The 19904-nt window shown below is 61.6% G+C and carries 14 protein-coding genes; 9 read left to right on the top strand and 5 right to left on the bottom strand.

The genetic code is table 11. The features are described from left to right. Window positions 1-84: 84 nt before the first annotated feature. From AAAV21_RS08420 to AAAV21_RS08410, 3 genes are all read left to right on the top strand, one after another. On the top strand, window positions 85-1050 hold the full coding sequence (locus AAAV21_RS08420) for a DnaJ C-terminal domain-containing protein (RefSeq protein WP_349108820.1): 966 nt from the start codon (window positions 85-87) through the stop codon (window positions 1048-1050). 72 nt (window positions 1051-1122) lie between these two features. After that, window positions 1123-1539 (top strand): helix-turn-helix transcriptional regulator, encoded by a 417-nt coding sequence (locus AAAV21_RS08415; protein WP_055250809.1) that lies wholly within the window; start codon window positions 1123-1125, stop codon window positions 1537-1539. 313 nt (window positions 1540-1852) lie between these two features. After that, window positions 1853-4153 (top strand): hydratase, encoded by a 2301-nt coding sequence (locus AAAV21_RS08410; RefSeq protein WP_349108818.1) that lies wholly within the window; start codon window positions 1853-1855, stop codon window positions 4151-4153. A 493-nt stretch (window positions 4154-4646) separates the two neighbouring features. Here AAAV21_RS08410 and AAAV21_RS08405 read toward each other — a convergent pair whose 3' ends face one another. After that, window positions 4647-5294, bottom strand: coding sequence for a hypothetical protein (locus tag AAAV21_RS08405; RefSeq protein ID WP_349108817.1), 648 nt, complete (start codon window positions 5292-5294; stop codon window positions 4647-4649). Window positions 5295-5993: 699 nt separating this feature from the next. On the opposite strand from AAAV21_RS08405, the gene AAAV21_RS08400 reads away from it, so the two are divergent. Continuing rightward, window positions 5994-6275, top strand: a complete 282-nt coding sequence (locus tag AAAV21_RS08400; RefSeq protein WP_349108815.1) for a hypothetical protein — start codon at window positions 5994-5996, stop codon at window positions 6273-6275. A gap of 157 nt (window positions 6276-6432) precedes the next feature. Here the strand turns inward: AAAV21_RS08400 and AAAV21_RS08395 are convergent, their stop codons facing one another. Then, the gene (locus AAAV21_RS08395; protein ID WP_349108813.1) at window positions 6433-8442 is read right to left on the bottom strand and encodes an FAD-dependent oxidoreductase; all 2010 of its coding nucleotides are present in this window, start codon (window positions 8440-8442) and stop codon (window positions 6433-6435) included. 106 nt (window positions 8443-8548) lie between these two features. Between AAAV21_RS08395 and AAAV21_RS08390 the strand changes: the two genes are divergently transcribed. The 3 genes from AAAV21_RS08390 (at window position 8549) to AAAV21_RS08380 (ending at window position 12761) form a co-directional block, all read left to right on the top strand. After that, complete coding sequence (locus tag AAAV21_RS08390) at window positions 8549-9340, top strand: MerR family transcriptional regulator (protein ID WP_349108811.1); 792 nt, start codon at window positions 8549-8551, stop codon at window positions 9338-9340. 465 nt (window positions 9341-9805) lie between these two features. Beyond that, window positions 9806-12433: an ATP-dependent chaperone ClpB gene (gene clpB / locus AAAV21_RS08385; protein ID WP_349108809.1), complete on the top strand. Its 2628-nt coding sequence runs from the start codon at window positions 9806-9808 to the stop codon at window positions 12431-12433. Window positions 12434-12566: 133 nt separating this feature from the next. Continuing rightward, window positions 12567-12761: a hypothetical protein gene (locus AAAV21_RS08380; protein ID WP_349108806.1), complete on the top strand. Its 195-nt coding sequence runs from the start codon at window positions 12567-12569 to the stop codon at window positions 12759-12761. Between the two features lie 148 nt (window positions 12762-12909). Here the strand turns inward: AAAV21_RS08380 and AAAV21_RS08375 are convergent, their stop codons facing one another. The 3 genes from AAAV21_RS08375 to AAAV21_RS08365 form a co-directional block, all read right to left on the bottom strand. After that, the gene (locus tag AAAV21_RS08375) at window positions 12910-14391 is read right to left on the bottom strand and encodes a hypothetical protein (RefSeq protein WP_349108804.1); all 1482 of its coding nucleotides are present in this window, start codon (window positions 14389-14391) and stop codon (window positions 12910-12912) included. Between the two features lie 232 nt (window positions 14392-14623). Beyond that, window positions 14624-15631, bottom strand: a complete 1008-nt coding sequence (locus AAAV21_RS08370) for a DUF5692 family protein (RefSeq protein ID WP_035136631.1) — start codon at window positions 15629-15631, stop codon at window positions 14624-14626. A 63-nt stretch (window positions 15632-15694) separates the two neighbouring features. Further along, on the bottom strand, window positions 15695-16357 hold the full coding sequence (locus tag AAAV21_RS08365) for a TetR/AcrR family transcriptional regulator (protein WP_349108802.1): 663 nt from the start codon (window positions 16355-16357) through the stop codon (window positions 15695-15697). 190 nt (window positions 16358-16547) lie between these two features. On the opposite strand from AAAV21_RS08365, the gene AAAV21_RS08360 reads away from it, so the two are divergent. Then, window positions 16548-19325: an FAD-dependent oxidoreductase gene (locus tag AAAV21_RS08360; RefSeq protein WP_349108799.1), complete on the top strand. Its 2778-nt coding sequence runs from the start codon at window positions 16548-16550 to the stop codon at window positions 19323-19325. A gap of 96 nt (window positions 19326-19421) precedes the next feature. Next, window positions 19422-19850 carry a hydrogenase maturation nickel metallochaperone HypA gene (locus AAAV21_RS08355; RefSeq protein ID WP_117637935.1) on the top strand — a complete coding sequence of 143 codons (429 nt, stop codon included), beginning with the start codon at window positions 19422-19424 and terminating at the stop codon, window positions 19848-19850. Window positions 19851-19904 lie beyond the last annotated feature (54 nt).

The raw sequence follows: 19904 nt of genomic DNA, 5'->3' as shown, positions 1-19904 counted from the left end.
CCGGGGCCCTTTCTGACCTAGTGCCATATGAAAGCATGAGCCGTCGTCTGCATGGACGGCGGACGTAACAGGAGAGGAGCTACGATGGCTGCAGGCAAAACCTTCTATGACATCCTGGGCGTATCCAAGAGCGCCTCCGACAAAGAGATCAAGAGCGCGTTTCGCAAGCTCGCGCAAAAATATCACCCCGATGCCGGTGGCGACGAGGCCAAGTTCAAGGAGATTAGCGAGGCCTACGAGACACTTTCGGACGAGAAGAAGCGCAAAGAGTACGACCAGATGCTCATGTTCGGCGGCATGCCGGGCGCGGGCGGCGCGTATGGCGGCGGCTACGGTGCCGGCGCGGGCGCTGGTGCGAGCGGCTGGGGCGATATCTTCGACAGCATCTTTAGCGGCAACGGCGCCTGGGGCAGCGATTGGGGCTCGGGCTTTGCCGGGGCTGCGGGTAATGCCGGCGCGGGCCGCAGCCGCGCTCGCAAGGGCGGCGACCTGTCGCTGACCGTCGATGTTTCGGCCGAGGACGCGTTTCGCGGCGTGACGCACAAGGTTACCTACCGCATTCCCTCGACGGGCGAGCAGCAGACCATTACGGTCTCGGTGCCCGCGGGCGCGGTCGACGGCGGCAAGCTGCGCTACAAGCGTCGCGGAGAGTACGGCGTTGCCGGCGGCGAGCGCGGCGACCTGGTCGTGACCACGCACGTGGAGGAGCACCCGCTGTTTAAGCGCAAAGGCGCCGACGTGACCATGGAGGTACCGGTCTCGGTCTACGAGGCGGCGCTCGGCTGCACGGTGGACGTGCCCACGCCCGGCGGGGCGACGGTTCGTCTGAAGGTTCCCGCGGGTACCCAGACGGGCAAGAAGTTCCGCTTTAAGGAGATGGGCGCGCCCGACGTTAAGCACCGTGGCCGTACGGGAGCGCTGCTCGTCGAGATCAAGGTGCAGGTCCCCACGAACCTGTCTGATGACGAACGCGATGCCATGACCAGGCTGCGCGAGGCCGACACGCGCGACTACCGCGAGAAGGTCAACCGTTACAAGGCGACGTACTAGGGCGGTCGTGGCGCACGCCCGCGCCCGCAGGCTTATGATGGACGATAACGAGACGGAAAGGGGTCAGGTAGCATGGCCGAGGACAATAGGAACAAACCGCTGTACATGATCAGCGTGGCGGCCGAGCTGACCGGCATGCATCCGCAGACTCTGCGCGTTTACGAGTCCAAGGGCCTGGTGAACCCCCAGCGCTCGGGCGGCAACACGCGTCTGTATTCGCGTGCCGATATCGAGCGCCTGGAGCTCATCAACCAACTGACCGACGAGGGCATCAACCTCGCCGGCGTGGTGCGCATCCTCGATATGAAGGAGCGTGCCGAGGAGCGCGAGCGCGAGAACGAGAAGCTCCGCGCCCGCGTACGCCAGCTCGAGGACGAGCTGCACGAGTACAAGATGCAGAAGAAGATCACCGCCCTGGCCCCGCGTGATGGCTCAGTCAACCCCGAGCAAGTCATGCGCAAGCTTTTGGGCACGGGTGGCGACCTGTAGGGCACTCATTGGGGACAGACTTAAATGAGTGCCCGCAGAATGAGAGTGGATAATCTCCCGTTTTTTGCCTGCTTGCAGGCTCAAAGTGGGAGATTATCCACTCTCGTCATTTGATTGGCACTTGGGGACGTTCCTTTTGTGCCGGCACCTGGGGACACTCCTTGTCAAGAGATTGGTGCAAGACGCTCATCCTTTACTTTACCTAGATAAAGTGAACGTGCAGATTCGTAACCCGCTCGCAACCGTTCTATGGCACGATATTGAACGAATGTATGCTATGCGCCCAAATTGTTTGGGCAGAGTGGGAGACAGTATGGTCAAGCTGTACGAGGACGGCATCTACCTGCGCCGTGGCAGCGAGGTTGTGCCTGCGGCCGAGGCTGCTGAGCGCGGTATTACGCAGGCGCCCGAGGATGCCAAGCGTGGCACCATCGCGTATTCGATCCTCCAGGCACACAATACGTCCGGCGACCCCGAGGCACTCAAGATTCGCTTCGACGCCATGGCGAGCCACGACATCACCTTCGTCGGCATCATCCAGACGGCGCGCGCCTCGGGCATGGAGCAGTTCCCGCTGCCCTACGTGCTCACCAACTGCCACAACTCGCTGTGCGCCGTGGGCGGCACTATCAACGAGGACGACCACGTCTTTGGCCTCTCCGCGGCCAAGAAGTACGGCGGCATTTTCGTCCCGCCGCACATCGCCGTTATCCACTCCTTTATGCGCGAGAACTTTGCCGGTTGCGGCAAGATGATCCTGGGCTCCGACTCGCACACCCGCTACGGTGCCCTGGGTACCATGGCCGTGGGCGAGGGCGGCGGCGAGCTGGCCAAGCAGCTGCTGCGCGACACCTACGATGTCGCCTATCCCGGCGTCGTCGCCATCTACCTCACGGGCGCCCCGCGCCCCGGCGTCGGCCCGCACGACGTGGCGCTCGCCATCATCCGCGCCGTCTTTGCCAAGGGCTACGTCAAGAATAAGGTCATGGAGTTTGTGGGCCCCGGCATCGCGAGCATGACGACCGATTACCGCAACGGCGTCGACGTCATGACCACCGAGACCACCTGCCTGTCGAGCATCTGGGCCACCGACGAGGACACACACGCGTTTTTGACCATGCACGGCCGCGGCGACGACTACCGCGAGCTCAAGCCCGCCGATGTCGCCTACTACGACGGCTGCGTCGAGGTCAACCTGTCGAGCATCAAACCCATGATCGCCCTGCCGTTCCATCCTTCCAACGGTTTTGAGATCGACGAGCTCAACGAGAACCTCGAGGACATCCTGCACGAGGTGGAGCTCGAGGCCGCCAAGATCGGCGAAGGCAAGACGCACTTTAGCCTGCTCGACAAGATCGTCGACGGCAAGCTGCACGTGCAGCAGGGCGTTATCGCCGGCTGCTCGGGCGGCAACTACGACTCTGTGGTCCAGGCTGCCCGCGTGCTCAAGGGCGCCAACACCGGCTGCGGCGAGTTCTCGCTGTCGGTCTATCCCACGAGCCAACCCGTGGCGCTCGAGCTTACACGCCGCGGCTACATCTACGACCTTATGGAGGCCGGCGCGATCGTGCGTACGGCGTTCTGCGGCCCGTGCTTTGGTGCCGGCGACACGCCTGCCAACAACGGCCTGTCCATCCGCCACACCACGCGCAACTTCCCCAACCGCGAGGGCTCCAAGCCGGGCAATGGCCAGCTGAGCGCCGTGGCCCTGATGGACGCCCGCTCCATTGCGGCGACGGCTGCCAACGGCGGCGTTCTGACGCCGGCGACCGACCTGCCCGAGGAGACTTGGGACGAGGCCTGCGAGTACACCTTTGACGACGCGCCGTACAAAAAGCGCGTGTACTGGGGTTTTGGCAAGGCGGAGCCTGCCGACGAGCTGGTCGAAGGTCCCAACATCAAGCCGTGGCCCGCGATGGAGCCGCTCGGCGACGATATCCTGCTCAAGGTGTGCTCCAAGATCATGGACCCGGTCACCACGACCGACGAGCTCATTCCCTCGGGCGAGACGAGCTCCTTCCGCTCCAACCCGCTGGGCCTGGCCGAGTTTACGCTCAGCCGCCGCGATCCGGCCTACGTCGGTCGTTCCAAGGAGGTCGACGCCGTGGAGAAGCGCCGCGTTGTCGGCGAGTCCGCGGGCGACCTGGCGGCGCTCGATGCCGAGCTTGCTGGCGTGTTTGAGGCACTGGCGGGCGCGGGCGTCGCGGCCGATGCCAAGGCGACAGAATACGGCTCCATGCTCTATGCCAAGAAGCCCGGTGACGGTTCTGCCCGCGAGCAGGCTGCGAGCTGCCAGCGCGTGATTGGCGGCCTGGCCAACATCGTTCACGAGTACGCCACCAAGCGCTATCGCTCCAACGTCATGAACTGGGGCATGGTGCCCTTCCAGATGGAGGCAGAGCCCAACTTTGAGGTGGGCGACTACGTTTTCGTGCCGGGTATCCGTGCCGCGCTCGATGGCGACCTCAAGAACATTGCTGCCTACGTGGTGCGCGCCGACGGTGCGGTCGAGCAGATTGAGCTCTACATTGCCGATATGACGGCCGAGGAGCGCGCCATCGTCAAGGCCGGCTGCCTGATCAACTACAACAAGTTCAAGGCCGCTGCCGAGTAACGCACTTCATTGTCCGCCCGGGGCCACCCTTTCCCGCCCGCTCACGCGCTTCGCGAGGGTCGCGTTCGGCAAAGGGTGGCCCCGGGCTACATTTCTGCGTTCTCGTTGGGTCTTGAGGGACGCTAAAAAAGAATGTGCTCGATGCCGCCTCTTTTTATTGGGGCGGTTTCTTTTTTGTCGAAAACCACCACAAAGGGGACGGGCACCTTTGTGGTGGTCCCGTTTGTCTCGATCTGTAACATCTTGGCTGTTAGAAGCGGGCCTGCTGTTACAGATTGAGATTTTCGGACGGGCCCCTGCGCTTCATCTCGATCTGTAACATCTAGCCCCCTATTTGCTGGGTAGTTGTTACAGAATGAGACAAACGTCCGCAGCCGATCACTTCATCTCAATCTGTAACACCTGGGACCGAAAAGGGTCGCTAGATGTTACAGATCGAGACAGTGGAACATCGGAACCGAAACCACCACAAAGGTGCCTGCGCGGCGGGTCCTTATTTCGATGGGGTCCAGGTTATTTCATCGTCAAATAGCCAAGTGCGTGCCGAGCCACTGTCGCGCGCTGTCTGCGGATCGGGCTCGCAGGTTTGTTCGTAGGCATCCTCGGTACACCGATCCATAAAATCGACGACTGCCGTCTGGTCGCCTTCCATGACGTAGATCACGTTGCCATCCGAGATATAGACTCCCGGCCCTTCGTTGTCCACGTAGCCGGGGTCGTATGAGACGTTGCACAGTCTGCTCCCGTTTGCCGCATCGAGTTCAAGGGTCGAATAATACCCGCCATTCATTTGGCTGTTCTTGGCTCGATATATTACGGCGCCGTACCACCGCTTAAACGTCTTGCCTTTGAGCAACTCGGCCGCCTTACCGATAAGCTGCTCATCTTTGGTATAGCGCTTGGCCCCAAGTTCGATACGGGGATAGTTGCTGACCCCAAGCGCTGCGGGCGTACCGTCAAAATCGACGGTGATTAAATCGGGTTTGACGATATCGGTGAGGATTTCGATGGGATAGCTTACGGTCTCAATCACCGCCTGCGTTGCAGAGGCGGGGAGAAATGCGAGATAGATGATGCCCACGCCGACTGCGGTAATCGCAAACGCTAAGACGAGCAGGCCGATATAGGTGGAGCGTTTCACGGCGAGGACCTCGCAAACAGTATGCATTCATTAACATAAGTGATGCCAGCTTACGACAATATTCAAAAGAAAGCGACCGCCCGGAATGAGGGGGCTGAAAGGCCCTATTGGGCTTCGATTTGACCTCTAATAGGAATATTTGCCCCACTCATTCTGGGCGAGAGGTCAATAATTGAGTCCACGAGTCTTGAGCGATACTATTCTCACTAAACTCACTATTTTCACTATAAGCACTATAAATACGATAGGGAGGACGACGAGAACATTGTGACGTGCGATAGCTAAGCCGTTTAAGCCGGACTCTGACCTTGAATCTCCGCCTCTATCTGTGCGAACGGGCTATTGTCGGTTCTCGATTTCATCGCTGCGTTCTCGCTGGGTCTTGAGAGACGCTAAAAATAGACTGGGACCACCACAAAGGTGCCTGTCCCCTTTGTGGTGGTCCGTTTGTTTCTCGATCTGTAACAGCTGGGGACAAAATGTGCCGTTAGTTGTTACAGATTGAGATTTTCAGATGGGCCTTCGCGGTTTGTCTCGATCTGTAACATCTGGGGCCCAATTTGCCGAGTAGTTGTTACAGATTTAGACAAACGGTCGCCGGCGGTCATTTTTATCGTGTATTTGCCAACGCGCGTCGCCATGCGAGTGAGGACACGGCCATTTCCGTCGCCGATGCGCGAAAGGGCATCAGGCGGGCATATGACGAGTTCGAGAGCTCCGTTCTGGATGTCGCCCTTGCGCCGTTGCCTCACCATGGCAATCGAGTACCTCATCGCTATGGCGAGCTGCGAGGGAAACGTATCGACCAAGCAGATTGCAGACAGGCTGAACCTGCCCGCCACGAGCCTAACGTCTACACGGCGTGAGTTTATAAAAGCTCAGGTAATCGATGCGCCTTCGCGCGGCGTGGTGAGGTTCTCGATTCTATTGCTGCGCGAATATCTGCTTAAGAGCTCGAATGAAATCCTATCAAGATATTGATATTTGTCGGATAGCTTGAGGGGGCCAAAAGCCAACATCAGAGACTAAAAACGGCCTTCAACTCCGGCGATTGGTCCCTACCAACCCAAAGAAACCGCCGCAGGGATGGTTCCTGCGGCGGTTTCTTGCATCGTGAAGCGGGCATGTCCGATTGCGATTAAATGGCAAGTCCTGCCTCGTAGCCCTCGCGCGAGGCGACGAGCGCGTTGCCGGCTTTGATGGCGCAGCCCACGACCTGCACGTTGTTGCAGTGCTTGCGCGCGGCATCCTCGAGCGGATTGTAGGCGCGGTAGCCAAAGGCGCTAATCACCGTGGCTGCGGGCAGCGCGTGCTCGGCGCCCTCGGCATCGGTGAAGTGCACGGCAAAGCCCGTGCCGGCATCTTCACTGCCGCCGGCCTCTCCGCTCCAGCTGGCGATATCGCTCGAGACCTCAACGCCGCTCTCAATGCTCTTGACGGTGGCGTTGACATGCGACTTGACGCCGCTCGCGGTCATCATCTCCATAAAGGCGCCCTTGGTGATGGGCATCATGTCGAGGCACAGGCCGTCGCGCATCTCGAGCACCGTCACGTCGTCGCGGTACTGGGCCACAAAGTCGGCCGTCTCGGATCCAACCTCGCCGCCGCCGCAGACAACCACGGGGCCGGGCTTGACGATAGCCTTGCCCAGCAGCACGTCCTCGGCCGCCACGGCATTCTCGATGCCGGGGATGGGCGGGTTCATAGGCTTGGCGCCCGTGGCGACCACGATCGCGTCGGCGTTAAAGGCCTCGATGGCGGCCTCGTTGACCTCGGCGCCCAGGTGCATGGGCACCTCGAGCTCCTCGAGCTCGGCGCGCAGGCTGCTCACGTACGTGGAGAGCTCGCCCTTGCCCACGGGGTACGCGGCGGAGCGGAACTGTCCGCCCAGCTGCTCCTGGGCCTCAAAGACCTCGACGGTGTGGCCACGGCGTGCGGCAGTTGCAGCTGCCTGCAGGCCAGCCGGGCCGCCGCCGATTACCATGACGCGCTTGCGCTCATTCTCGGCAATAGGCTCCATCTCGTTCTCGTACTCGCGGCCCACGCGCGGGTTGACAAGGCAGGTGACCTCGGAGTCGATGTAGAGCGGAAACTCACAGCCCTGTAGGCACCCGATGCACTGGCGGATGCTGCAGGTCTTGCCGCACTTGGCCTTTTCGGGCAGGTGCGGATCGGCCAGGGAGCCGCGGCCCATGGCAACAAAATCTGCCGTTCCCATCTTGAGCAGGGTGTCTGCCATCTCGGGGTCGTTGATGCGGTTGGAAAGGATCACCGGGATGCTCACGACCTCCTTGATAAGCGCGCTGCGCTCCATGTTGACGGCGTGCGGGGTGAACATCGGGGCGATGACCTGGTCCGTGGGCTTGCTCGCGTACATGCCGTTGGAGCAGTTGATGGCGTCAAAGCCAACTTCTTCCAGGTGGCGGCAGAGCTGCAGGGTCTCGGCGATGGTGCGGCCGCCGGGCACGAGGTCCTCGCTCGACACGCGCACGATGATGGGGAAGTCCTCGCCCACCTGCTCTCGCATGGCGGCGATGATCTCGTCCACGATTCGCACGCGGTTGTTGAAGCAGCCGCCGTACTGGTCCACGCGGCGGTTGACGGCGGGGGAGAGGAACTCGGCCAGCAGGTAGCCGTGGGCGCAATGGAGCTCCACGCCGTCAAAGCCGGCCTGCTTGGCGCGGCCCGCGGCGGTGCCAAAGTCGGCGACGAGCTGGTGAATCTCGTCAACGGTCATCTCCTCGGCCAGGCCCTGGCAGGCAGGACAGGTGGTGGAACTCGGCGCCTGGAGCGGCATACCAAACGTGGACTGCGGCATCACCTGGCGGCCGGGGTGGTACATCTGGCAGAAGATCTTGGAACCGTGCTTGTGGACGGCAGCCGTGAGCTCGACGTTGCCTGCGATCTGGTCGTCGTTCCAAAGGCCCGGGATGCGTGTGTAGCCCTTGCGGTTCTTCTGCACGCAATAGTCCTCGGTGATGAGCAGGCCCCAGCCGCCCTTGGCCTTCTCCTCCATATAGCGCAGGTAACGCGGGGTGATGGTGCCTTCAAGATTGCAGTAGTTGGTGACCATGGCGGGGACTACGAGCCTGTTGGGAATCTCGCAGCTGCCGATATTCATCGGCGAAAACAGGGCGTCGAGTTTCATATTCACTCCTTTTGGCGATATGCCGGGAAGCCTCCCTACCCGGCTGTTCTGGGATAATGCTCAGGGTGGGGGTAACCCCCAGGTCAAGGAGAATCGGGGGAGCCAGATGCGCTATACGCAAAAAGACATCCGGGAGCGACTGGGGTTCTCGCGCGACACACTGCGTTTCTACGAGCAGCGTGGCATCATCGAGCCCGAGGTCGATCCCAAAAACGGGTACCGCTACTACGACGACTGGCAGGTCAACCTGCTCTGGGACGCCAAATACTACCAGGGCATGGGCTTTAGCCTGGCCGAGGTGCAGGAGATCCTCCAGCGCGAGACGCTCGACGGTCTTCGCGGGCGCATAGCGGAGCGTACGGAGGAGCTTGAACGCGAGCTGCGCATCAAGCGGCTGATCCTGCGCGAGACGGAGCATCAACTGGATAACATGAGGCAGATCGAGGGCTCGCTTGGTACCTATAGGGTTGTTGAGCATGAGGGCTGTCTGTTTGTGCCCAAGCGCCGCGACCACTGCTTTGACACCAAGGTGACCCCGGCGATCGAATTCGCTAACAGAAACGTCGGCCTCATGGCTCCCTACTTCTGGTTCCCCGATATCTCCGAGTTCCACTACCACTGGGGCTATGCAATGCGTGCTTCCACATACGAGGCGCTGGGCGAGCCCGTGGGCATGGGACGCTACGAGCGCCTCGCCGGTGGGCCCGCGCTCATGACCTATCTGGATGCCGGCGAGCGCGGGAGCTTTTCGCGCCCGCTTTTCCAGGGCCTGATCGACGAAGCCGATGCACGTGGGCTTAGACATGCGGGAGCGATTCACGGCGTGCTCGTGGCCCGCGTGCACGAGGGCGAGCACTATCATCGCTACCTCCGCGCCTATCTGCCACTCGTCGGCTAGACGGCTAAAACCACCACAAAGGGGACAGGCACCTTTGTGGTGGTCCCGTTTGTCTCGATCTGTAACATCTTGGCTGTTAGAAGCGGGCCTGCTGTTACAGATTGAGATTTTCGGACGGGGCTCTGCACTTCATCTCAATCCGTAACATTTAGGCCCCAATTTGCCGAGTGGTTGTTACAGATTGAGACAAACGGTCGCCGCCGGTCATTTCATCTCAATCTGTAACATCTGGGACCGAAAAGGGCTGCTAGATGTTACAGATTGAGACAGTGGGGTGTGTTGGAGCGAAAACCACCACGAAGGTGCCTGTCCCCTTTGTGGTGGTTCGCATGTCATGAGAGCACTCAGAAAATCTTATATATAGAGACTTAGATTTGTGTATAAGATCGCGCAAAGCTGGCAACAATACTTCTCGAACAACGTGAAGCCGCCCCGTAGGGCGGCCGCCCCAAGAGAGGTGATTCCATGAGAATCGATAAGCTAGCAATGACGTCGCGCGAGGCGCTACAGACCGCCATGAGCACGGCTGCCGACGCGCAGGCCGGCGCGGTGGAGCCGATTCACCTGCTGTCCGCCCTGCTTGGTGCCGGCGAGCGCAATATCTCCGTGATCATCGAGCGCATCGGCGCCGACCCGGCCCAGCTTGCACGCTCCACACAAGATGCCATCGACCGCGCGCCCAAGGTTTCGGGCGAGGGCCAGCAGATGGGCCTGTCCAACGAGCTCGTCCGCGTCATAGAAAAGGCCGAGAAGAAGGCCACCAAGATGGGCGACAGCTTTGTGGTGACCGAGCATTTGCTGATGGCGCTTGCCGAGGACAAGGGTGAGGCGGGTCGCGTGCTGCGCGACGCCGGCGTGACCAAGGAGCGCATCGAGCAAGTCTACGAGGAGCTGCGCGGCGATGACCGCGTGACGTCTGCCGAGGACAAGACCCAGTTTGAGGCGCTGGAGCAGTACGGACGCAACATCTGCGATCTGGCCCGCGCCGGCAAGCTCGACCCGGTCATCGGCCGTACCGATGAGATTCGCCGCACCATCCAGGTTCTGTCCCGTCGCACCAAGAATAACCCCGTGCTCATCGGCGAGCCGGGCGTCGGCAAGACGGCCATCGTCGAGGGCATCGCCCAGCGTATCGTGGCCGGCGACGTGCCGAGCACCCTGCGCGATCGCGACCTCATCGAGCTCGACATGAGCGCGCTGGTCGCCGGTGCCAAGTACCGTGGTGAGTTCGAGGACCGTTTAAAGGCCGTGCTCAAGGAGGTACAGAAGTCCGAGGGTAAGGTTATCCTGTTCATCGATGAGCTCCACACCATTGTGGGCGCGGGTGCCACCGAGGGCTCCATGGATGCCGGCAACATCCTGAAGCCGGCGCTCGCCCGTGGCGACTTGCACGCGATCGGCGCGACTACGCTCGACGAGTATCGCAAGTACATCGAGAAGGACGCGGCGCTCGCCCGTCGTTTCCAGACCGTTATGGTGAGCGAGCCTACCGTCGAGGACACCATCTCCATCCTGCGTGGCCTCAAGGAGAAGTACGAGATCTTCCACGGCGTACACATCACCGATAGCGCGCTCGTGGCCGCCGCCGACCTCTCCGATCGCTACATCGCCGACCGCTTTCTGCCCGACAAGGCCATCGACCTGGTCGACGAGGCCGCAAGCCGCCTGCGCATGGAGCTCGACAGCATGCCGGTCGAGATCGATGCCACCACGCGTCAGCTCACCCAGCTGCAAATTGAGGAGCAGGCGCTCATGAAAGAGACCGATGACGCCTCCAAGGAGCGTCTGGAGGCCCTGCGCCAGGAGATTGCCGAAGTCCAGGAAAAGCTCAACGTGCAAAAGGCCGGCTGGCTCAACCAGAAGAACGCCATCGACCACGTGCAGGAGCTCAAGGGGCAGCTCGACGAGGCCAAGAGCGAGGAGGAGCGCGCGACGCGCAACGGCGACTTGGGCCGTGCGTCCGAGCTGCGCTACTCCGTGATCCCGGGTCTGCAGCAGCAGATTCAGGATGCCGAGGCTGCGCTCGAGGCACAAAAGCAGCAGGACGGCGAGGGCCTCAACGAGCAGGTAACCTCCGATGAGATCGCCGAGGTCGTGAGCGCCTGGACCGGCGTGCCCGTGTCCAAGATGATGCAGGGCGAGCTCGACAAGCTCAAGGGCCTGGAGGGCGAGCTGCATAAGCGCGTCATCGGCCAGGACGAGGCCGTGTCCGCCGTGGCCGCGGCCGTGCGCCGCAGCCGTGCGGGTCTCTCCGATCCGGACAAGCCCATTGGCAGCTTCTTCTTCCTGGGCCCCACCGGCGTGGGCAAGACCGAGCTCGCCAAGGCGCTGGCCGAGTGCCTGTTCGACGACGAGCGCGCGCTCGTGCGTATCGACATGTCCGAGTACATGGAGAAGTTCAGCGTCCAGCGTCTGATCGGTGCGCCTCCGGGATATGTGGGCTACGACGAGGGCGGTCAGCTCACCGAGGCTGTGCGCCGTCGTCCGTACTCCGTGATCTTGCTCGACGAGATGGAGAAGGCTCATCCGGATGTATTCAACGTGCTGCTGCAGGTGCTCGACGACGGCCGTTTGACCGACGGCCAGGGTCGTCAGGTGTCCTTCAAGAACACGATTATCATCATGACGTCCAACGTGGGCTCCAAGGCCATCGCCGATCTGTCCGGTAAGGACGAGGAGGAGATGCGCCATCAGGTCGACGCCGCCATGGCTCAGACCTTCCGCCCCGAGTTTCTCAACCGTATCGACGATATCGTGGTGTTCCATCCGCTCGGCATGGCGCAGATCGAAAAGATCGTCGACATCCAGCTCGCCGATGTCCGCGCGCGTTTGGCCAAGGAGCGCATGACGCTTGCCATCACCCCGGCGGCCAAGCAGATGCTCGCCGTGGGCGGTCTGGACCCGGTCTTTGGTGCCCGTCCGCTCAAGCGTCTGGTCCAGCGCGAGGTCGTGGATGCCATCGCGGCCGCTATCATCGACGGCACGGTGCGCGAGGGCGATCAGGTGACGGTCGATGTCGACAAGGACGGCGGCTTTGCCGTCGTGTGCGACAACACGCCGGCGGCCACCTACGAGGTCCCCGACGCCGAGTAGATTTTTGGGACATGCCTCAAAATCTACCTTTTGAGCCGAACGCCAAGGGCGGCGGATCCAATGGGGTCCGCCGCCCTTTTTCGTGCGACAATCGATGATGATGAGCGTGAGTACATGGCAAGGAGCTATGCAGATGAAAAACGAGAACGAGACGAATATGCCGGCAGCCGATGCCATGCCGGCCGCATCTAAGCCTGCGCCTAAACCGGCACCCAAGCCGTGCGACCCCTACATCCGTGCCGAGAACGAGGACGACGACGGCTACGACCCCTACAGCGATCGCCGCCCCGAGCGCGAGCCCCTCTTCGAAGCCGACCCCTGGCGCTAAGTAGCTCATTTGGGACGGGGGAGCGGCAACAGATAAACTTGCTTAGCTACTAATCAAGATACGCATAAATCTTGCTTTCCGGCTAATCAAGAATCGGGGGTAGCTAATTTGGGACGGGGCTTTATTAGCTACCCAGGACAGTGGTCCGCTAGTCCTGGGCCTTGATGCTTGGCAGCAGAATCTGGGCGAGGTAGTCGGTCTCGAGTTTGGTCGCGGCGTCGGCTTTGCCGTCTTTGTCGACCAGTACGTTCTTGATCTGGCTATAGGTATAGCGGTTGCCGGTCGTGAGCTCGACAAGCTCAATAGCCTGGTCCATGGGGTAGGTCGACACGGGGTCTTGCGTGCGCCCGTTGATGGTCTGGGGCACCACGTACGGATAGACGGGGCCGCTGGCGTAGACGGTATAACCGTTGCCTAGGTTGGCCGCACCCAAAACCGTATCGCCCTCATCGGGCGTAAAGCTCTCGCCCTCGCGCACTGCGACGAGCGTCACAATCGGCGTATCGCTGTCGCCGGCAAGATAGATGCATAGCGTGCTGCCATTCTGCCAAGTCTCGACCTTGCCGTACCACTCGACGGGGATATCGAACTGGTAGAGGTCGGTTGCCTTGTGACGGGCGTCGGCATCACGGGCCGCCTGTGCCTTTTGCGCGCTCACGGCATTGACGGCGGCGTCGCGCCGCGCGGTTGCCGCCTGCTGGAGCACCTTGGCGGTGGCGGCGGAGCTCGCGCCGCCCTCCTCGGCATATTTGGCGGCGGCATCGATCTGGTCGTCGGTTACCGTGTCGGCCGAAGGCACCTTGAGCTTAAAGGTGACCTGGGCACTTAAATCCTGTCCATCGCTCTTAACGGTGACCTGCGTCTTGGTGGTCGGGACGGTATAGATGGTGCCGTCGGCCGCGATGGGGGAGGCAGCGATGGAGAGCGTGTAGTCACCGGGTAGTAGTTTGATGCCACGGCCGTGCTCGTCAACATAGAGTGTTTCGCTTACGGAGGATCCGTCAGAATCCTGGCCACTCACCTGTACGGGGATCTTGGAGCCGGTGGAACAGTCGAGCCCCGCGGCATGTACGCCAATCTGCACCGACATCATCGTGTGGGCATTGGCGGCGGCGATGGCAGCCTGCTCTTGCTGATATCCGTTCCAGGCTGCGTAGCCTGCGCCGCCGGCGACAAGCGCGACGGCTACGACGCCGGCAACCATCAGATTGCGGCGCTTGGGCGACATCTTGCGATGGCGAACCTCGGCCTCGCGTGCCGAGGGAACGGACGGCAGGGGAATATCGCCCATGGCGATGGTCTCGTCCACGGCTGGTGCGGAGCCTAAGCCAGGGAGCTCGCGGGTCAGCGAATCTTCGGCCGGCAAGTTGTCGAGCAAGATGGTTTCCTCGCTCGTGTCGGATTCGGGCTGATTGCCGGCCTCGCTATCGTCCTCTTCGGCTTCGTCAGGAGCGTCTTTGGCGTCGCTGTCTTCGTCCTCAGTGTCTTCGTGCACCTCGTCTTGCGCGTCGATGACCGAATCGCTAAACGAGAGCTCGTCTAGCGCGATCCGGTCAAGGCTCTCCAGGGCTTCGGCACATGCTTCCGCATCCTGGGCCGCATCCTCGCGGCCATACGTCTCATCGCTCATATATCCCCCAATGCAATATCGGCTCAACACTGTACCCAAAAATGGAGCCATATAAAGCGCATACGAAATATAAGATCCGATTTAACCTGAGCGCATCGTTCGGCCGCATCCTCGCGGCAGCAAAAGGCCCCCGGAACGCGGACGAATCACATTCCGGGGGCTCTGCAATGCGTTGAGTTGCGCGGAGCCGGCTGTGCTGCTTCACATTCAAGCGGCATGTGCGCCGGGCATGTTACTCGGCGTGCGCGTAATCCACCTTGGCGCGGCGGGCGGTAGCCTTCTCCCAATCGCTGGTGCCCTCAAAGACATCCTGCTTGTAGGGATTGCGGCCGAGCTTCTTGGCGCGGTAGGCGATGTAGATGATCGCGGCGACGTTGGCGACCAGCGCGGCGATCGAGACCGCGGTAGCGGCGCCGGGGTCGAGCGTGGAGTGGGTCACAAAGATGGACTCCTCCTGGAAGTAGGGGAAAACCTGGGCAAACATGCACCAAATAGCAAGCGTAAAGGCGCGGTTCTGGATCCAGCCGCCCTTGTTCCAGATAAAGGCGGCGACGGTGGGCGCCAGCAGCAGCGCAAAGCCGCAGAACCAGGAGTGGGTGGGCAGGCAGTTGTAGGTGTAGCAGAAGTTCCAGATATCGTAGGCGATGATGTAGACCCAGGTCATGTCGGGCCACAGCATGTCGGTCTTGTCCTCGGAGGCGTAGACGCTCCACCAACCGGTCATGCAGAAGATGTTGATGATACCGGCGATGCCGTTGAACACGTTGTTCCAGCCGGCCAGCTGCGTAGCACCTTCGGAGGTGACCCAGGTGGACTCGCCCAGGACAAAGAAGTGATAGGCGCTCTCGAAGTCGGACACGACGGCGATCATGATGTTGATAGCGACGATCACAAACGGCCACGCGCGGAACCAATGCGCCTTGCCGATCTTGCCCCACTGGTACTTAATGGCAATGAAGCCCCAGCAACCGGCCAGCGCCGCGTATACCTTGGCGTAGTGGAACCAGCTGTTCTGGTACACATGGGTGGGGTTGGTGAGCGCCCACTCGGCACCCTGCGAGACGCCGATGGCGATGGCGACGCAGTAGATGGTCATGGCCAGCGGAGCCACGCCAAAGATGATGGCCGCGCCGAGCTTGGTGCGGCGGCCGACCTCGTTGAGCACGATCAGGCCAATAAAGACCATGGCCCAGCCGGCCCAGTGGATAAGGGTATCGCTACCCCAAACATCGAACAGCATGCTGCTCTCCTTTCACGCGCCCGCGGCCCCTCTTCCGATCGCGGGCAGTTTGGCCAAATGTCGTCAGTTCTGGGGCTTGCGCTCCGGATACTTGGCGGTATAGCCCTCGATGTGGAGTGTCGAGGCGATGATTTCCTTGACCGTCTCGTCGGGCACATCGGGGTGCGTGCGGATATACATCAACAGCCCCATGATGAGGGTGTAGAACGTCTCGTAGACATGGTCGATGCGCAGGTCATGATGGGCGACAAAGTCAACCACGGTGGTGTCGCAAATGTATTGCGCCACGCGCTGGACTACGTTGTGCAGAAAGCCGCCGTAGAGTGCGCCGCTGCTCGAGGTGAGCGTGCTCGGCAGCTCGTGGCCGCTCACGACCAGGCGCTTAAAGAGCGGGGCGACGGTGTCGAGCGCGCCTTCGATGTCGCCAACCGTGCGGCTGGCGTTCCACTGCTCGAGCTCGGAGATAAAGCCGTCGATCGCCTCGTCCATGACAGCGGTGGCGGCGGCGTCCATATCGGCAAAGTAGTGGTAGAACAATGAACGCGTGCAGCCGGCTCGTTTGGTCACGGCCGATACCGATAGGTGGGACACGCCCAGCTCGGAGCTTACGGTGCGCACGGCATCGAGGATCTCGCGACGGCGTTCGTCGCCCGTCAGGCGCTTTGCCGCACTATCGGATGCGGGGACGGCATCGACCACAGAGGTATCTGCTGTGTTGTCGCCCATGTTTTGCCTCCTTCCATCCTCTTTTGCCTGACCGTTCGCCTAACAGTCTTGAATATTGTTGACGGTTCGTCAATACTATTTTTGACACAATGTCAACTAATGGCGGGTGAACGGCATGGGGGCATGTCCGGCCTGCAAAAAAAGAGGGGCGCTGCGGCCTCGTCGGGCTGCGGCAAGAGAAGGGACAACCATGATTCTCAACGGACCGGGAATTAGCTACACCGAGCCCGACATCGGTTCGGAGTTCGTGCCGCCGCTGCCGGAGCATCCGCGCGAGGCAATCGTCAAGCTGTGCGAGCACTGCACCAACCGCCTGCTGCATCGCGACGAGCTGCTGGGCTACGAGTACTGGTCGTTTGCCGAGGCCGCAACCGACGAGCAGGCCGAAGTGCTCTGCAAGATGAAGATGCGCCGTCCCTATACGCTGCCCGAGATGGTCAAGCTCACCGGCATGCCCGAGGCCGATATCGAGAAGATGCTCGACGACATGAGCTACACGGGTCTGCTCGAGTACAACTGGGAAAACCCCGAGCGCGCCAAGCAGTGGGTGCTGCCCATGCTGGTGCCGGGTTCCGCCGAGTTCCTCAACATGCGCGTGAGCCAGCTCGAGGAGCACCCGGTCTATGCCAAGTTCTTTGAACAGGCATCCAAGGGCCCGCTGTCCCGCGCCACGCCGATGGTGCCGCCCGGAGGCGCCGGTATCGGCATGCACGTCATTCCGGTCGAGAAGGCTATCGATGCTTCGAGCACCTCGGTGCCGATTGAGCATATCGAGCACTGGCTCGACAAATACGAGGGCAAGTATGCCGCCAGCACCTGCAGCTGCCGCGCGAGCCGTCGTGTGATGGGAGAGGGTTGCGCCGACGACCCCGCCGACTGGTGCATTGCCGTGGGCGATATGGCCGACTACGTGGTCGAGACCGACCGCGGCCACTATGTGACCCGCGACGAGGTTTACGACATCTTGCGCCAGGCCGAGGAAAACGGCTTTGTGCACCAGATCACCAACATCGACGGCGAGAACAAGATCTTCGCCATCTGCAACTGCAACGTCAACGTGTGCTACGCCCTGCGCACCTCGCAGCTGTTCAACACACCCAACCTGTCGCGCTCGGCCTATGTCGCCAAGGTCGAGAAGGACAAGTGCGTGGCCTGTGGCCGCTGCGTTGAGGTGTGTCCGGCCGGCGCCGCCAAGCTGGGCCAGAAGCTCTGCAGCAAAAAGGCCGGCGGACAGGTGCCCGAGTATCCGCGCCAGGAGCTGCCCGATGCCGCCAAGTGGGACCACACCAAGTGGTCGCCCAACTACCGCAACGCCAACCGCATCGAGACGCATGAGTCCGGCACCGCTCCCTGCAAGACGGCCTGCCCCGCGCACGTTGCCGTTCAGGGCTATCTGAAGCTCGCGGCGCAGGGTCGCTATGACGAGGCCCTAGCACTCATTAAACGCGAGAACCCGCTGCCCGCTATCTGCGGCCGTGTGTGCAACCGCCGCTGTGAGGATGCCTGCACCCGCGGCCGTGTGGACGCCGCCGTGGCTATCGACGAAGTCAAGAAGTTTATCGCCCAGCGCGATCTGGACGCAGTGACCCGCTATGTCCCGCCCGTGGTGACCCCGACGCGTGCTGGCGGCTTCGACCAGAAGATCGCCATCATCGGTGCCGGTCCGGCCGGTCTGTCTTGTGCCTTCTATCTGGCCGAGAAGGGCTACAAGCCCGTCGTGTTCGAGAAGAACGAGCGCCCGGGCGGCATGCTCACCTACGGTATTCCCAGCTTTAAGCTGCAGAAGGACGTTATCGAGGCCGAGGTCGAGATCATTCGCCTGATGGGCGCCGAGTTCCGCTATGGCGTGGAGGTCGGTCGCGATGTGACGCTCGACGAGCTGCGCGCGCAGGGCTTTAAGGCCTTCTATGTGGCCATTGGCTGCCAGGGCGGCCACCTTGCCGGTATTCCGGGCGAGGATGCCGAGGATGTGACCGTAGCCGTCGACTTTTTGCGCGAGGTCAACAGTGGCAAGATCGACACACTGCCCGGCCGCACCATCGTGGTGGGCGGCGGCAACGTTGCTATCGATGTCGCGCGCAACGCCTGCCGCCTGGGCTCCGAGCACGTCGAGATGTTCTGCCTGGAGAGCGAGGCCCAGATGCCCGCCAGCGAGGAAGAACGTCGCGAGGCCATCGAGGACGGCGCGCATATCAGCTGCGGTTGGGGCCCCAAGGAGGTCCACCTGGACGAGGCCGGTCGCGTATGTGGCATCACCTTTAAGCGCTGCGCGCGCGTCTTTGACGACGAGGGCCGTTTTGCGCCCGAGTACGACGAGAGCGACCTGCGCCGCGTCGATGCCGACCGCGTGGTCATGTCCATCGGCCAGTCCATTGTGTGGGGCGACCTGCTGGCTGGCTCCAAGGTGGAGCTTGGCCGCGGTCAGGGTGCCCTTGCCGATCCTCAGACCTACCAGACCGCCGAGCCAGACATCTTTGTGGGCGGCGACGTCTACACCGGTCCGAGTTTTGCCATCGATGCCATCGCCGCCGGTCACGAGGCCGCCGTGTCCATCCATCGCTTTGTGCAGCCGGGCTCCACACTCACGATCGGCCGCAACCAGCGCCGCTACACCGCGCTTGACCGCGACGACGTTGTGATCGAGAGCTACGACAACGCGAGCCGCGAGGTTGCCCATGTGGACCGCGAGCGCGAGAAGGCCGCGCCGTTTAGCGAGTACGTCGAGACCTTTACCGAGGAGCAGGTGCGCGCCGAGACCGCCCGTTGCCTGGGTTGCGGTGCCTCGATCGTCGACCCCAACAAGTGCATCGGCTGCGGCCTGTGCACCACCAAGTGTGCGTTCGATGCCATCCATCTGGATCGCGATCGCCCCGAGTGCTCCACGATGGTCAAATACGAGCAAAAGCTCCCCAGCCTGGGCAAGTATGCTTTAAAGCGTGCAATCAAAATCAAGTTCGGTCGTAAATAGGTAACCATGGCGGGTAAGGGGACGGCGCAGACTAGATTTCGCCGTCCCCTTGCTTTGAGTTTGCATCGCATCAACCGTTGTTGAAAGGTTTCTACCTTGCATGAATTGGGAATCGTTTATCACATTATTCGCGATGTTGAGAACGTGGCGCGCGCCAATGGCGTGCGTCGCGTTTCGAGCGTCACGCTGCTGCTGGGCGAGGTCTCGGGCGTCGTTCCCGACTTGCTGCTCGACGCTTGGCGCTGGGCGGCAGATAAAAAGTCCATCACGCAGGGCGCGGAGCTTATCGTGGAGCCCGTCGAGGCCGTGACGCATTGCGAGGCGTGCGGCCGCGACTATGCGACAGTCGAGCACGGCAAGACCTGCCCCCATTGCGGCAGTGGCGATACCTATTTGCTCCAGGGCCAAGAGGTCATGATCAAGCAGATCGAGACCCCCGACGAGGATCCGGCAGACGCTGCCCCCGACGGCCCTTCTGACGCCCCCGACGCCGTCGACGCCGCTAACCCTCTCCACATCGTCTAGCCCCTAGTCGTTGGGGACGTTCTTGTTTGACTAGTCGTTTAAGAACGTCAGATC

The organism is Collinsella sp. CLA-AA-H302, from assembly GCF_040093305.1.
In the GTDB taxonomy this organism is placed as follows: Bacteria; Actinomycetota; Coriobacteriia; order Coriobacteriales; family Coriobacteriaceae; genus Collinsella.
Note: the sequence above shows the minus strand (reverse complement) of the source record. Positions and strands in the feature narration are given on the sequence as shown.

Excerpts from the sequence above, each read along its gene's own strand:
- AAAV21_RS08420 (WP_349108820.1), top strand. The coding sequence starts at position 85 with ATGGCTGCAGGCAAAACCTTCTATGACATCCTGGGCGTATCCAAGAGC.
- AAAV21_RS08415 (WP_055250809.1), top strand. The coding sequence starts at position 1,123 with ATGGCCGAGGACAATAGGAACAAACCGCTGTACATGATCAGCGTGGCG.
- AAAV21_RS08410 (WP_349108818.1), top strand. The coding sequence starts at position 1,853 with ATGGTCAAGCTGTACGAGGACGGCATCTACCTGCGCCGTGGCAGCGAG.
- AAAV21_RS08400 (WP_349108815.1), top strand. The coding sequence starts at position 5,994 with ATGACGAGTTCGAGAGCTCCGTTCTGGATGTCGCCCTTGCGCCGTTGC.
- AAAV21_RS08395 (WP_349108813.1), bottom strand. The coding sequence starts at position 8,442 with ATGAAACTCGACGCCCTGTTTTCGCCGATGAATATCGGCAGCTGCGAG.
- AAAV21_RS08390 (WP_349108811.1), top strand. The coding sequence starts at position 8,549 with ATGCGCTATACGCAAAAAGACATCCGGGAGCGACTGGGGTTCTCGCGC.
- clpB (WP_349108809.1), top strand. The coding sequence starts at position 9,806 with ATGAGAATCGATAAGCTAGCAATGACGTCGCGCGAGGCGCTACAGACC.
- AAAV21_RS08380 (WP_349108806.1), top strand. The coding sequence starts at position 12,567 with ATGAAAAACGAGAACGAGACGAATATGCCGGCAGCCGATGCCATGCCG.
- AAAV21_RS08375 (WP_349108804.1), bottom strand. The coding sequence starts at position 14,391 with ATGAGCGATGAGACGTATGGCCGCGAGGATGCGGCCCAGGATGCGGAA.
- AAAV21_RS08370 (WP_035136631.1), bottom strand. The coding sequence starts at position 15,631 with ATGCTGTTCGATGTTTGGGGTAGCGATACCCTTATCCACTGGGCCGGC.
- AAAV21_RS08365 (WP_349108802.1), bottom strand. The coding sequence starts at position 16,357 with ATGGGCGACAACACAGCAGATACCTCTGTGGTCGATGCCGTCCCCGCA.
- AAAV21_RS08360 (WP_349108799.1), top strand. The coding sequence starts at position 16,548 with ATGATTCTCAACGGACCGGGAATTAGCTACACCGAGCCCGACATCGGT.